General features: G+C 50.6%; 11 protein-coding genes and 2 pseudogenes. 9 read left to right on the forward strand and 4 right to left on the reverse strand.

The features are described from left to right. Positions 1-66: 66 nt before the first annotated feature. Complete coding sequence (locus tag A10D4_RS11870; RefSeq protein WP_008489789.1) at positions 67-1,128, forward strand: Ldh family oxidoreductase; 1,062 nt, start codon at positions 67-69, stop codon at positions 1,126-1,128. A 16-nt stretch (positions 1,129-1,144) separates the two neighbouring features. On the opposite strand, the gene pdxH is transcribed toward A10D4_RS11870, so the two are convergent. The 4 genes and pseudogenes from pdxH to A10D4_RS11890 all read right to left on the reverse strand — a co-directional run bounded on the left by pdxH (position 1,145) and on the right by A10D4_RS11890 (position 5,471). After that, the gene (gene pdxH, locus A10D4_RS11875; protein WP_008489790.1) at positions 1,145-1,789 is read right to left on the reverse strand and encodes a pyridoxamine 5'-phosphate oxidase; all 645 of its coding nucleotides are present in this window, start codon (positions 1,787-1,789) and stop codon (positions 1,145-1,147) included. Between the two features lie 11 nt (positions 1,790-1,800). Next, positions 1,801-2,796, reverse strand: coding sequence for a DUF3369 domain-containing protein (locus A10D4_RS11880; RefSeq protein ID WP_008489791.1), 996 nt, complete (start codon positions 2,794-2,796; stop codon positions 1,801-1,803). Next, positions 2,789-4,454: pseudogene (locus A10D4_RS11885) on the reverse strand (amidohydrolase). Before A10D4_RS11885 ends, A10D4_RS11880 begins: the two are co-directional and overlap by 8 nt. A 45-nt stretch (positions 4,455-4,499) precedes the next feature. Next, the gene (locus tag A10D4_RS11890; protein ID WP_008489793.1) at positions 4,500-5,471 is read right to left on the reverse strand and encodes a hypothetical protein; all 972 of its coding nucleotides are present in this window, start codon (positions 5,469-5,471) and stop codon (positions 4,500-4,502) included. Positions 5,472-5,615: 144 nt separating this feature from the next. Here A10D4_RS11890 and A10D4_RS11895 point away from each other — a divergent pair, with 144 nt between their 5' ends. From A10D4_RS11895 to fliG, 8 genes and pseudogenes are all read left to right on the forward strand, one after another. Then, positions 5,616-6,242 (forward strand): LuxR C-terminal-related transcriptional regulator, encoded by a 627-nt coding sequence (locus A10D4_RS11895; RefSeq protein WP_008489794.1) that lies wholly within the window; start codon positions 5,616-5,618, stop codon positions 6,240-6,242. Between the two features lie 3 nt (positions 6,243-6,245). Then, positions 6,246-6,782 carry a DUF1285 domain-containing protein gene (locus A10D4_RS11900; protein WP_008489795.1) on the forward strand — a complete coding sequence of 179 codons (537 nt, stop codon included), beginning with the start codon at positions 6,246-6,248 and terminating at the stop codon, positions 6,780-6,782. A 65-nt stretch (positions 6,783-6,847) separates the two neighbouring features. Then, entirely contained in the window at positions 6,848-8,326 is a 1,479-nt protein-coding gene (locus A10D4_RS11905; RefSeq protein WP_040502938.1) for a sigma-54 dependent transcriptional regulator, read from the forward strand. A gap of 112 nt (positions 8,327-8,438) precedes the next feature. Beyond that, positions 8,439-9,488, forward strand: coding sequence for a sensor histidine kinase (locus tag A10D4_RS11910; protein WP_008489797.1), 1,050 nt, complete (start codon positions 8,439-8,441; stop codon positions 9,486-9,488). Then, a complete protein-coding gene (locus A10D4_RS11915) occupies positions 9,481-10,836 on the forward strand; it encodes a sigma-54-dependent transcriptional regulator (RefSeq protein ID WP_008489798.1) in 1,356 nt (451 codons plus the stop codon). The genes A10D4_RS11910 and A10D4_RS11915 overlap by 8 nt, the downstream gene beginning before the upstream one ends. 87 nt (positions 10,837-10,923) lie before the next feature. Continuing rightward, positions 10,924-11,259 carry a flagellar hook-basal body complex protein FliE gene (fliE, locus tag A10D4_RS11920; protein ID WP_008489799.1) on the forward strand — a complete coding sequence of 112 codons (336 nt, stop codon included), beginning with the start codon at positions 10,924-10,926 and terminating at the stop codon, positions 11,257-11,259. A 51-nt stretch (positions 11,260-11,310) separates the two neighbouring features. Then, positions 11,311-12,991: pseudogene (fliF, locus tag A10D4_RS11925) on the forward strand (flagellar basal-body MS-ring/collar protein FliF). Continuing rightward, a complete protein-coding gene (fliG, locus tag A10D4_RS11930) occupies positions 12,984-14,030 on the forward strand; it encodes a flagellar motor switch protein FliG (RefSeq protein WP_040502933.1) in 1,047 nt (348 codons plus the stop codon). Before fliF ends, fliG begins: the two are co-directional and overlap by 8 nt. Positions 14,031-14,064 lie beyond the last annotated feature (34 nt).

Below are 14,064 nucleotides of genomic sequence, written 5' to 3' on the forward strand. Positions count from 1 at the left end.
CTCCAATTAATAAATGACTCTGCTAAGCTTATCCGACCTGTGCGGATTGACCAAGAGGCGCTAGCGATGAATTCTGAAAATACGCATAAGTTTGATTATCAAGCGATGCTAGATTGGGCCATTGCTTGTTTGCAAAGTGCCGGTGCCAGCGCCGAGGTTGCGCGTACCACCGCGTACTATTTGCTTGAGGGCGATATGTTAGGTTATCGCACCCATGGCTTGGTGCGTTTATACGACAATATGCGCTGGCTACGAGATGGTAAAAGTCGTACCGAAGGCGAGGTGACGGTGGTTAGCGACCGACCGGCCATAGCGTGCTGGGACGCGGGATTTTTACCCGGACCCTATGTCATGCCAAAAGCCATTCAAGTAGCAATTGATAAAGCCAAGCAATGCGGCACTGGTACTATGCTGCTACGGCGTAGCCAACACGTCGCGTCGCTAGCCGCCTATTTGTCGTTGGCGACCGAACAGCAGTTACTGATTAGCGTTATGGCGTCGTCTCCCGGGCAACGTGCGGTAACGGCACATGGCGGCAAACAAGCGGTGTTTTCGCCTAATCCGTTTGCTATTGGGGTACCTACCTCGTCGCAAGCGCTGATCTTTGATATTAGTTTATCGATGACTGCCGCGGGTAAGGTGCGTCAGGCAAAAGCCAACGGTCAACGCTTACCCTATGCGGCGTTAGTCACCGCTGATGGTGAGTGGAGCGATGATCCGCATACCTTTTTTGCTGAAAACGCCAGCGCCATCGCGCCGTTGGGGGGCGCACAGTTAGGTTATAAAGGTTACGGACTGACGCTGTTCAGCGAAATTTGGAGTATGGCGCTATCGCTGCACGGGCGTCAGGCAGGTGCTGATGATGGTGACGCCAATAGCGTCTGGATACAAGTTATCGACCCGGCGGCTATAGGCGATTACGCGGCCTTCCAAGCAGTAACCGACGAATTATTACAAGCGGCGCTGAATTCGGCGGCTATCGACCCCCCGGTGCGCTTGCCCGGCCAGCAAAGTCATGCCCATAAACAGCGGCAATTACGCCATGGTGTCGAATTTAGCGATGCGATTTTACGTGTATTACAGCGCTGTGCCGATGACCGCCAACTGCCGTTACCCGCAGAGCGGTAACGGCGTGGCTCGACAGTTAAGGCTGTAAGCGTTGGATGGTCCAACCATCGGCGCTACGCCGATAGCAAAAACGGTCGTGCAAGCGATGACTACCGCCTTGCCAAAACTCAAAATAATGGGGTTCAACACAGAACCCGCCCCAACTGTCGGGTAACGGGATAGGTTGCTCGGTGTTGGCATATTTTTCTTGCAACTGCTGATAACGCTGCATCAACTGCTCGCGGCTGGCGATAGGTTGGCTTTGCTGCGAGGCTAACGCCGCGATTTGACTGGCACGCGGACGGCTGTGAAAGTAGGTTGCTACGTGTTCACGGTCAACAGGCTGGGCATGGCCGCGAATGCTGATTTGACGCTCCATCGATAACCAAGAAAAATGCAAACTAACGCGATGATTGTCGCCGATGTCTTGGGCCTTTTGGCTGCCTAGGTTGGTGTAGAAGTAAAAGCCGCTGGCGTCGTTGGCTTTGAGTAGCACCACCCGCTGATGGGGATTATGGTCGGCATCGACCGTCGCTAACGTCATTGCTGTGGGGTCGCCATCGGTATAGGCGGCAATCGCTTCGGCCATCCACCGATCAAACTGTTGGTTAGGGTCGCTGGCAAGCTGTTGCTGAGTCAGTTCTGCGCGTTGATAATCGCGACGAATATTGTGTAGGTCCATAGGGCTTTATCTCATGACGACGAGCTAGCGTCAGCTGAAGGCTGGCGCATCGCTTCCATTAGCATTACGTTATCAATGGCTATTGATGAATTATTCACAAATAGCTGTAACAGGTGTTGATCTAACTCACTGAGTTCACGAATTCCACGAATAAAGAGTAAATATCGACGTTGCTGGTGGGTTTGATAGAGCCCGTAATAGCAGTGCTCATGTACGCAAAAGCTAACGGTTTGTTGGCGCGCTTGTAAGTTAGCAATCACTTGTCGATTTACGTCACCACTGACCGGTTGCCCTACCTTATCTGCATACTCGCCAGTGGCGCCGATGATTTCGTATGGGTGACCCTGCTCACCGCTGGCCGTTAAGGTCGATTGTTGCTCACGGCAATACAGGGCATCGTCAGCTCGTGTAATAAGTGCTACTAACTGCTCCAGAATGCCTTGGCATAAGCCCTGCATTGAGCGGGCGCTAAACACTTCCGCCGAGGCACTGATGACTTTTTCCAAACCTAACTTATTGCGTTCGATGGCACGTAAATCGCGGTAGGCTCGCAGGGTCGAGTACATTAAGGTGACCAGCTTGCGATAGGTCAGTTCGGTTTTCTCTTTATAGTCGTCAATGTCATAGCCAGAGATGACTTCCTCTTCTGGCGCTTGGCCGGGTTGGCCGGTGCGTAAAACAATACGGACAATACGGTTTTTGAGTTCATGACGAACCCAGTGTGCGACATCCAGACCGGCATGGTCGGTTTCCATCACTACGTCCAATAACATCATGGCAATATTCGGATGCTGCTGTAATAGTTGCTTGGCTTGCGCGCCCGAGTAGGCCGACAAAAACTGTAACGGGTGACCATCAAGGGTAAATTCGCTTAACGCCATTTGGGTGATGGTATGGATTTCTTCATCGTCATCCACAATCAACACTTGATACGCATCTTTGCCCGGCAGACTTTCTGCGGGCGTTGTTGGCGGCGTATCATCGGCAAATAAAAAGGTATCATTCATCGGCGTTGCTCGACTCCGTTTCTCGCGTGTACTGAAGCTCTCCGGCGACATAGGTTTGTCTGACGGTGACTTGCCAGAGCTGCGCTGGCTCAATGGCAAACGGATCGCGGTCGAGCACGATAAAGTCAGCCCATTTACCCGGTTCAATGGAGCCGAGACGATGTTCTTGCCACGCGGCATAGGCAGCGTCCAGAGTAAAAGCGCGTAATGCTTGCGCTAAGGTCATGGCTTGTTCAGCATACCAACCCCCGGCAGGTTGATCGTGTCGATCTTGGCGGGTAACGGCGGCGTGATGGATTAGCTGGCTCTACCGGAAAGTCTGAGCCCGCGGCAACGATGGTGCCTTGCTGTAATAAGGTTTGCCAAGCATAAGCACCAGCCATACGCGCTTTACCTAAACGATCTTCAGCCATGTTCTTGTCTGAGGTCGCGTGTGTGGGCTGCATCGAAGCAATAATATTCAGTGATTTGAAGCGTTTCAAATCGCTTTTGTTGACAATTTGTGCGTGTTCTACACGATTACGCAGGTTCTTACCGCCAATTTCGGCAAAACTGCGGGCAAATTGATCTAAGGCGATACGGTTCGCACGATCGCCAATGGCATGGATGTTAATTTGAAAGCCATAAGGAAGGATCAGATTAAATAGGGTTGCGATATCTTCCACTGGCGTGACCAGCAAGCCATGTTGATGTGGCGCGTCGCTATAGGGTTCGAGCAATGCTGCACCACGGCTGCCTAGCGCGCCGTCGGCGTAGATTTTGACACTGTTGAGCTGAAACTTATCATCAGCGCTCGTGATCGGCCCTTGTGCCAGCAGTTCTGGCAGGCGTGGTTCGGTAGCCGCAATCATGGCGTATATTCGCAGCGGCAGTTGTTGGTTTGCCGCTAAACGTTGATAAAGCGCGATTTGTTCGGCGCTAACGCCGGCGTCGTGGGTACTGGTGATACCCAGTGATAACAATCGCTGAAAGGCTAACTGTAAGGCTTGTTGCTGCTCGGCCACGGTGGGTTCCGGAATAACCCGCTTGACCAAATTCATGGCGTTATCAATCAATACCCCAGTCGGGTTACCGTGCTGGTCACGGACAATTTCACCGCCATCAGGATCGATGCTACTGGCATCAATGCCAGCAGCGTCTAGCGCCGCTTGATTGGCCCAACCGGCGTGGGCATCGACACGCATTAACCAAACTGGCCGATCAGCGATTTGTTCATCGATCATGGCTGCCGTGGGAAAGCGTTTGTCTGGCCAATTTTCTTGGTTCCAACCTCCGCCTTGCAGCCAGCTTTGCTGTGGGTGCTGCTGCGCGAACTGCACCAGTTGATTAACCGCCGCCGCAGCCGATTCGCTATCGCGTAAATCGACTTGCGATAAGCGCATGCCTAAACCCATCACATGACCGTGTGCGTCAATTAAGCCGGGTAGGACGGTCTGCTGTTGCAGATCGACGGCGGTCGCCTCGGCATAAGCTTCAGCTAAGTGCTCACCGCCGACAGCGATAAAGCGTCCGTCACGTACCACAAAACTTGAAAATGATTTTAACTCGGCGTCGTTGCCAGGGGGGCTAACTAGGGTATAGCCGTTGACATTAAAGTAACGCGTGGTGTCGGCGTGCGCGGTTAGCGGCGGGCTAGTCAGTAGAGTAGCCAGCAGCATCGATGGTAGTAATCGTCGCAAACAAATAGACGGCATAACGAACACTCAATGTTGTGCTGAAAGTCGTTTTACTATATCGCCTTTTTGCCAACGTTGCAGGTAGCCGTGGCTGGTTACTGCCAACAGCTCATCGCCGTGGTCGGCTAGCGCCGCATAAAGACCGCTATTCTCGGCGCCCTCATGTAGCGTGTAGCGAGTCTCGGCATTGACCACGTATAAGCTGCGTCTTGGTCCCGCAACCAACCACTGAGGTTGCTGCTGTGGCAGACTGAGTGGGATTGCGCTAAAACCCTCGACATTGGTTGGTGGTAATGGCTGTGGCTGCCAGTCATGGTTTTGCCAATGCAACATTAACCAAGCGGTGTTGGATTGACTGAACGGATTGCTGGCTAAGTCGGCGTAGCTTAATAAGCCATATTCGTTGCTAAAGGCGCTGGCCACGATGACACCGGTTCGCCATTGCCAGTGCTGCAGTTGCGCGCTGCCATCTTGGCTAAATAAGAGCAGCTCACCAGCGCGGGTGGTCACTAGCCAAGCTTGTTGTGACGGCCAATAATGGATGCTGGTTGCCGTGCTCGAAAGGGATTGGCGTTGACTCACTTCGGCTTGTTGCAGCCATAGCAATTGTTGATTTTCGGTAGCGACCACCACTTGGTCATTAGCTAGCTGGGCGAGTATTACGGTGTCATTGAGCTGCCAGTGGTCGCTAACACGTTGTTGTTGGCTATGCCAAAAGTACAAGTTGTGCCGGTCATAAGCCAGATATTGCTGTGCTGATGCGCTCAATTGATAACTACCGTCGGCGTCCGGTAGGCCTTGTTCGGCCTGTCTTTTGCCCTGTAAATCAAATTGTCGTAAACCACTGGTGTCAATGACAACCAGTGTTTCTGCGCTGATACTCGCAGCTAGCACTGGATACTCGGTTAAGCGCTGTTGTTGTAACGCAACGGAGGGTTGCGGTGTGCATCCTAACAATAGACTTAATAGCACCAGGCAACTGATATAGTGTTTAGTCATCGCGCTCTCGGTCATTCATCGGCTAAGGATTTAGTGGTTTAGTTAGCATGATTAGCACTAATTTGTGAATAAAAATGTAGTCAACCTCTGACTAATATGCTAAAAGTTATTATAGTAATTGAGTGCCAACGTTGATAACAAAAAATGAAAATCTTAATAATTGACCCGCAGTTTTTTGTTCGTGCCGGCTTGATTCAGTTGATCACGAGCTATTCTTCTAATGTCGCCATATACGAAGCGGCAAGTTTTTCCGTCGCGCAAGACTACTTAGCTGGTGACGGTGACTATAATATTATTTTTGTCGAATTACAGTTACCTGACGGCGAAATACGGCCAGTCTTGCAGCGCTTAAAAAAATCGGCGCCGCAAGCACATGTGGTGTTGTTCACTTGGCGTAAACCGGTGACCGACATTCGCCAATCGTTAGCCGCTGGCGCACGTAGTTACTTACCTAAAGATAGTACTGCCGAAGAAGCTAAACTGGCCATTAGAGCCATTTTAAATGGCGACCGTTATCTGCCAGATGAGCCTCAGCTAAGTGAGGTATCGGCATCTCAAGGTGGTGCGGAAAACTTTTTATCGCCACGCCAGTTAGAAATTATGCAATTGTTGGCGCAAGGCCTATCGAACAAAGAAATTGCCAATATTCTTGGCATTACCGAAGGCACCATTCGTGTGCATTTATCGGCAATATTTAAAGCCATCAAGGTGTCAAACCGCACCGAAGCAACGCTTTGGTATTTGCTACGGCAAAAGAAATTGGTGAGCTAGGTTTTGTCGTTAGAGCAAATGTTACGCGCCCTTGAGCAAACCGACAGGGCGCCAACAGAACGCTGGGATCCGCCGTATTGTGGTGAGATTCCTTTAGTCATTAAGGCTAACGGTGACTGGTTTTATCAAGGCTCGCTGATTAAACGCCAAAAGCTGGTGAAATTATTTGCCTCGGTCTTATCTCGCGAAAACGACGATTATTTTTTAATAACTCCCGCCGAAAAAGTTAAAATTCAGGTCGAAGACGCGCCTTTTGTCATCACTCAGTGGCATTGGCAAGAAGGAGCTAAGCCCGCGGTAATGATATTGACTTCTAATATTGGTGAACAAGTACCGCTAGCAAAATCTCACCCTTTATTATTGCACCATCAAGTACCTTATGTTGATATGGGTAAAGGATTACTTGCCAAAGTGCATCGTAATGTCTTGTATCAGTGGGCTGAATTCGCCGAAGCCGAGTTTCAGTTCGGTGTTACCCAGTATTTAATCAGTAGCGCAGGTGAAAAGTTTGTTATCGGAAGCGATAACATGAGTTGCTAACTGATAAGGCTAGGGTACAATACAAAGTACAGGTACGTTCGTTGTTAGCCGATGTTGATAGCCCGATGCTAAAACCGCAAACCGTTTATTTGCTTGAAGAAACCCACCAGCGTAGCCAGCAGTTACAGACCTTGCTGGAGTTCGTCGGCGAGCGCGTTGAGCGCATAGAACCGGCCGCGTTGGCGGAAAAATCAGATAGTCAGGCACCGTTATGCGTCATTGCGGGCGATTGTGCGCGCGAATTAATCGAGATCGCTAAAGAGCATCCCGCTATTCCCTTCATTTCAGCTCACGAGAAACATAGCAACGCATTAAGTTTAGCCAACGTCGTCGGCGAAATTAACGATAACGTGCAGTACCCTATGTTGACTCAATTGCTGCACTATTGTCAGCAGTATCACCGTCAACAACCTCGCCAAGGACAACCTAAAAGCCCGCGCTTGTTACGCACCTTAGTCGGCAAGAGTCGGTCGATTAATATCGTGCGAAAATTGATTACTCAAGTGGCTGATACCGATGCCAGCGTGCTCATTTTAGGCGAATCCGGCACTGGTAAAGAGGTGGTGGCACGCAATATCCATGATATTTCAAAGCGGCGTGATGGTCCTTTTGTGCCGGTTAACTGTGGCGCTATTCCTGCTGAATTATTAGAAAGTGAGCTATTCGGCCATGAGAAAGGCGCGTTCACTGGCGCCATCAGCACCCGTAAAGGACGTTTTGAGCTTGCCCAAGGCGGTACCCTGTTCCTTGATGAAATTGGTGATATGCCATTAAACATGCAGGTGAAACTGCTGCGGGTGCTACAAGAGCGTTGCTATGAGCGTGTCGGTGGTAATAAACCGATTCAAGCCGATGTGCGCATTGTGGCGGCGACCCACCGCGAACTGGAGCAGATGATCATCGATGGCGACTTTCGTGAAGATTTATATTATCGGTTAAATGTGTTTCCTATCGAAATGCCCGCGTTACGCGAGCGGCAAGAGGATGTACCATTAATTTTGCAGGAGTTGGTATCGCGCTTTAGTCAGCAGAATGGGGCGCAAGTACGCTTTACCGATAATGCCATGGCGTCACTATCGCTACATCGCTGGCCAGGTAATGTGCGGGAATTGGCGAATCTGGTTGAACGTATGGCGATTATTTACCCTGATAGTATCGTTGATGTTAGCGATTTACCGCCGCGTTATCAGCACATCGACGCGCCCGAAGTGCAACCCGAATATCCTGAAGAATTGCTAGAACGGCAAGCGTTAAGTGAGATTTTTGCGACTGACGACGATGGCAGCGAGCCTCCGCAACCCGAACCCGCAGCGATTAGCGCCGCGGTAGCCAGTGCTTTAGCCGATAGCCAGTCGATACAGGACCTGCCGCCAGAGGGGGTTAACTTAAAAGATATGCTCAGCAATTTAGAGAAAGACTTGATCCGCCAAGCGCTCGAAATTGAAGACTGGGTCGTGGCGCGCGCGGCGGAAAAGCTCGGTATGCGGCGCACCACGTTAGTGGAAAAAATGCGTAAATATCAACTCGCTCGTGATGAACTTTGACGCCAAAATAATGACACGCTAGTTTTTTGTAATAGACTGAAAAATAAAGGTTTTTAAGTGGCACAAAGTTTGCATTCCTGTTGTTCAGTAATGATTGATTCAGGAATGGCTTATGAGTTCGCAACCGATTACCGAAGCGTTTTGCCCAAAGCGCTTACAGCGTAGTTTCGATGTGCTGCCGCACGCGGTGGTATTACTCGACAGCGATGGTGTTATTCGCTACCAAAATACTGCAGCTAGCCAATTATTTGAAACTCAGTTACGCGGACAATTGTGGCGTGAAGTCGTGAGCCGCCTGTTTGCTCCTAAGGCCGATGATGGCCATGAATTGAGCTTGTTTAATGGTCGTCGTGTACGCGTCGATATTTCCTCGCTGGCGCCCGATCCGGGCCAGCTTATTGTCCTTACCGATTTAACCGAAACTCGTGCGCTGCAAGCGCGGATCGGACAGCTGCAACGATTATCGTCGTTAGGCCGCACCGTGGCTGCGCTTGCTCATCAGATCCGAACGCCATTGTCGGCAGCGATGCTGTATGCACATAATTTGAATTCGTCGCTGTTAGACGAATCGCAACGCTTAAATTTTTCTGACAAGTTGGTAAACCGACTGCAATCTATCGAACACCAAGTCAACGATATGCTGCTTTTCGCGAAAAGTGGTGAGCAACAAGTTGTTGAAAAAATTGAACTCGTCGACTTATTAACGCACGTTCAGGGCCAGCTTGAAGCTGTCGAAAAACGTTACCAGACGCAGATTAGCTGGCCTAGTAACGTACCAGCGGCCAGCCTAACCGGTAACCTCACGGCACTGTCGGGTGCATTACAAAACTTACTGGTTAATGCACTACAAGCGGCTCCGGTAAACGCGGCGCAAGTCGCTGTTCGTCTGCGCTTTAGTGAACAGCAGTTACAGCTTGAGGTTGAGGATAACGGTTGCGGTATCGATAGTGCTCAACAACAACGCATTTTTACCCCCTTTTATACCGACAAAGCGCACGGCACAGGCCTTGGCCTAGCGGTTGTGCAAGCGGTTATCAAAGCTCATCAAGGTCAAATCAGTGTTACCAGTCAAGTCGGTCAGGGCAGCTGCTTCAGCGTTATTCTGCCAGCCCAACACTGTGTTTCCGATTCCTTAGCAGAGGTCATGCATCATTATGGCTAAACCAACGATCCTTATTGTCGAAGACGATCCAGCCTTACGCGAGGCAATTGTCGATACGCTAACGCTTAATGGCTATCAGTGTTTAGAAGCCGACAGCGGTGAGCAAGCCTTACTCACGTTAAAACACGATGACGTCGATTTGATTCTGAGCGATGTGCAAATGTCGGGCATGAATGGTTTGCAGTTGTTACGTAGTTTGCATACGCAGGGCTATGATATTCCGACCATTATGATGACTGCTTATGCGAAAGTCGACGATGCTGTGATTGCCATGCGCGAGGGCGCTGTTGACTACTTGAGTAAGCCATTTTCGACCGAAAAATTGCAGCAGTTGATGACACGTTATCTACCACTTACTGAGCAACCGCAAGACGAGCCTATCGTTGGCGATAGCGACAGCCACGCGTTACTGACGTTAGCAAAAAAAGTGGCGGCGACGCAGGCGACGGTGATGATCAACGGCCCAAGCGGATCGGGCAAAGAGGTTTTAGCCCAGTATATTCATCGACGCTCAAGCCGCGCACAACAGCCGTTCGTGGCGATCAACTGTGCGGCTATTCCCGAGAATATGCTGGAGTCGACGTTGTTTGGCTACGAAAAGGGTGCTTTTACCGGTGCCGTGCAGGCGTGCCCGGGCAAGTTTGAGTTGGCGCAGGGCGGCACCTTATTGTTAGATGAAATCACCGAGATGGATTTAGCACTGCAAGCCAAGCTGCTGCGCGTTCTGCAAGAGCGTCAAGTAGAGCGTCTGGGTGGACGTAAAACCATTCATTTGGATGTGCGCGTAATAGCCACCAGTAATCGTGATTTAAAGCAAGCTGTGGCGCAGGGTGATTTTCGTGAAGATTTATATTATCGCCTGAATGTCTTTCCGCTCACCTGGAAGCCGCTAGCGCAACGGCCTGGCGACATTATTCCATTAGCCGAACACCTGCTGGCCCGTCATTGCGAACGTGCTGGTATCGCGCGCGCAGAACTGAGTCAGGCTGCGCAGCAGTGTTTATTAGCGCAAGCATGGCCGGGTAATGTGCGTGAGTTAGAAAATGTTATTCAACGCGCCCTGATCCTGCACCAAGACGGCGTGATTGAGGTGGCCGATTTGATGCTTGAAGGCCACAGCAATCATGGCATTAGTGTGCCGCAACATGTGGTGGTGCCAGAGCAAGTGGATAAGCCGGGCAATTTGGGCGGTGAGCTGTGGCAGCAGGAGCGTCAAATTATCATCGACGCGTTAAAACGTCACAATGGCAAGCGCAAAGCGGTAGCCGAGCAATTGGGTATTAGCGCCAGAACTTTACGCTATAAGCTGGCGCGTATCCGTGATGAAGGCGTGCAATTGCCGGGTTAAATTACCCCGGCTTTAATGTTGGCACTTCCTTTGCATAACTTTACCTAAGAAAGACCAATGTCTGAAATTTGACGGTGAGGTTAGCGCATGAAAATTCAAGCAAGCGATATGTACGCGGAACTGCAGAGCCTGGCGGCTCAAGCTCGCAAGCCAGGCGCTTTAGATACGGCCGACAATCTACGGGTCGGCAACACATCTCAAAATGACTTCTCAACCTTACTGAAAGGCGCGTTAGATAACGTTAATGCCCTGCAACAAAGTTCTGGCGAGTTAAAAAATCGCGTCGAATTGGGCGACCCTAACGTCAGTCTGGAACAAGCCATGATTGCTAGCCAAAAAGCCGGTATTGCCTTTGAGGCAACCGTGCAGGTGCGCAATAAATTGGTCGAAGCATACAAAGAAATCATGGCGATGCCGGTTTGATCCGGTAGCTAACGGTTGGAGAAGCAGCGCGTGGCAGAATCAACAGAACTCATGGTCAGCAATCAGTCGCTAGGGTCGGATAACGACAACTACGGCAATGGCAATGAGCAACAAAAATCGGGCATCATGGCGGTGCTAGGCAATATTGATGTACTGCGTCAGGTGATTCTGGTGTTAGCGTTGGCGATTTGTGTCGCTATCGCGGTGTTCATCATGATGTGGGCGCAAGAACCGACTTACCGACCGTTGGCAAAAATGGAAACCGAGCAGTTGGTGGCCACGCTAGACTATTTAGATGCTAACCAAATCGATTATAAAGTCGAAGGCAATACGGTCTATTTGCAAGAACAAGATTTTGACGCCATCAAACTGCAAATGACACGCGCTGGTTTGAACTATTCAGGGCAGTCTGACCCGAGCCAAATGTTGATGCAAGATCCGGGCTTTGGCGTCAGTCAACGGTTAGAGCGTGAGCGTTTACAACATACTCGTGAACAACAGCTTGCACGGACCTTAGAAGAAATGCGCGCGGTCGCCAGCGCCCGAGTGTTACTGGCGATCCCGCCACACAACGTATTTGCACGCCGTGAGAAAAAGCCCAGTGCGACGGTGTTGCTGACTCTGCGCGGTAGCAATAGTTTAGATGAGGAAGAAATTGCCTCCGTAGTCGATATGATCGCGTCTGCGGTACCTGAGTTAGAGCCGTCACAAGTTACGGTGACCGACCAAAACGGACGCTTGCTGAATTCTGGTTCACAAAGCGCACTGTCGGCGCGCAGTTCGCGTGAGTATCAGCTAGAACGCAAGCGCGAAGACGAATACATGAACAAGATCGACCGCATTTTGGTACCGATTTTGGGCTATGACAATTACACCGCGCAAGTCGATTTAGCCATGGACTTTACTCAGTCCGAGCGCACACAACGTAATTATAACCCCGACATGCCGGCTATTCGTAGCGAAATGACCGTTGAGAATCGCTCGGTTGGCGATACCATGGCGGGGATCCCGGGGGCGTTGTCAAATCAGCCGCCGCTGGACGCTAATATCCCAGAGCAAGCGACCGCTACTAACGCGCAAACGGCCACACCAACGTCGGTACATAACGAAGCAACCCGTAATTATGAGTTGGATAGCTCGGTCAGCTATACCCGTCAACAAAGCGGTGTCATTAAACGTTTGAGCGTTTCGGTCGCGGTCGATTATGCTAACGCCACTAATGCTGAGGGCGAAGCTCAGTTAACCCCACGTAGCGCAGAAGAGTTAGCCAATATTCGACGCTTGTTAGAGGGGGGTTTAGGTTTTGATATTAACCGCGGTGATACCATTGAGGTGGTGACTGTACCTTTTGCTGCAGTACCTGATTTAGCCGGCGCCGAGCCTGCGGTTTGGGAAGAACCTTGGTTCTGGCGAGCAATGCGCTTACTGGCGGGGGGTGTTGATCCTGACCGTGGTGAAACCGATGCTACGTAAGTTAATCAACCCTGAAGCAGCCGATCGCGATGAGCTGGATGACATGATGGCGAGCGAACGTGACTTGGGTGACGAAACCATTGATATGCTGTCAAACGAGTTTGATTCCGATGCGGTTGGCTTTGCACCGGATGGCAGCTTACAATTACCAGACCTGCATAAAGATGAAGACCTGTTGAAGGCGGTTCGCGCATTGGTTGCCAATGAGCCTGAATTGTCATCACAAGTGGTTAAGGCGTGGTTAAATGAAGATGCCTAGTATGGAAGTCACAAAAAGCCGCAGCGACCAAAAGTTTGACGTTAACAAACTGGAGGGCGTTGAAAAGGCTGCCATTCTGTTGCTGAGTTTGTCTGAAGAAGACGCTGCGCAAATCCTTAAGCACTTAGAGCCAAAGCAAGTGCAAAAGGTGGGCATGGCGATGGCAAGCCTGGATGACTTTAGCCAAGACAAAGTTAATGCGGTGCATAACTTGTTCTTAGAAGAAATTCAGAAATTCACCAACATTGGCTTCAAGAGTGAAGAGTTTGTGCGGCGCGCGTTGACTGCTGCCTTGGGTGAAGATAAAGCCGGTAACCTGATCGAGCAAATCGTTATGGGTGGTGGCTCACGTGGTTTGGATTCGTTGAAGTGGATGGATTCGAAACAAGTGGCGACCATTATTCGCAACGAGCACCCGCAAATTCAAACCATCGTGTTGAGTTATCTCGATCCGGAGCAAAGCGCCGAAATCATGGCGCAGTTCCCAGAAAAAGTTCGCCTCGACTTGATGATGCGCATTGCCAACTTAGAAGAAGTTCAGCCAGCTGCGCTGCAAGAGCTAAACGAGATCATGGAAAAGCAGTTCGCTGGTCAAGCCGGTGCGCAATCGGCAAAGATGGGCGGCCTGAAAGCGGCGGCAGACATTATGAACTACCTCGATACCAATATCGAAGGTCAGTTGATGGACGCCATCCGCGAGCAAGACGAAGAAATGAGTCAGCAGATTCAGGATCTGATGTTTGTGTTCGAAAACTTGATCGATGTCGACGACCGTGGCATTCAGAACTTGCTGCGTGAAGTCGAGGGTGATGTGCTGCAAAAAGCGTTGAAAGGCGCTGACGATGCCCTGAAAGATAAAGTCTTCAACAATATGTCAAAACGTGCTGCAGAAATGCTACAAGACGACTTGGAAGCGATGGGACCGGTACGTATTAGCGACGTTGAAGCGGCGCAGAAAGACATTCTGGCGACGGCCCGACGTTTGGCCGATGCCGGTGAAATTATGCTGGGCGGCGGTGGCGGCGAAGAGTTCCTCTAACCGCAACAGTGCAACCGATAACGCAAGAGGTAGC

The sequence above is a fragment of the Idiomarina xiamenensis 10-D-4 genome, assembly GCF_000299895.1.
GTDB lineage: Bacteria > Pseudomonadota > Gammaproteobacteria > Enterobacterales > Alteromonadaceae > Idiomarina > Idiomarina xiamenensis.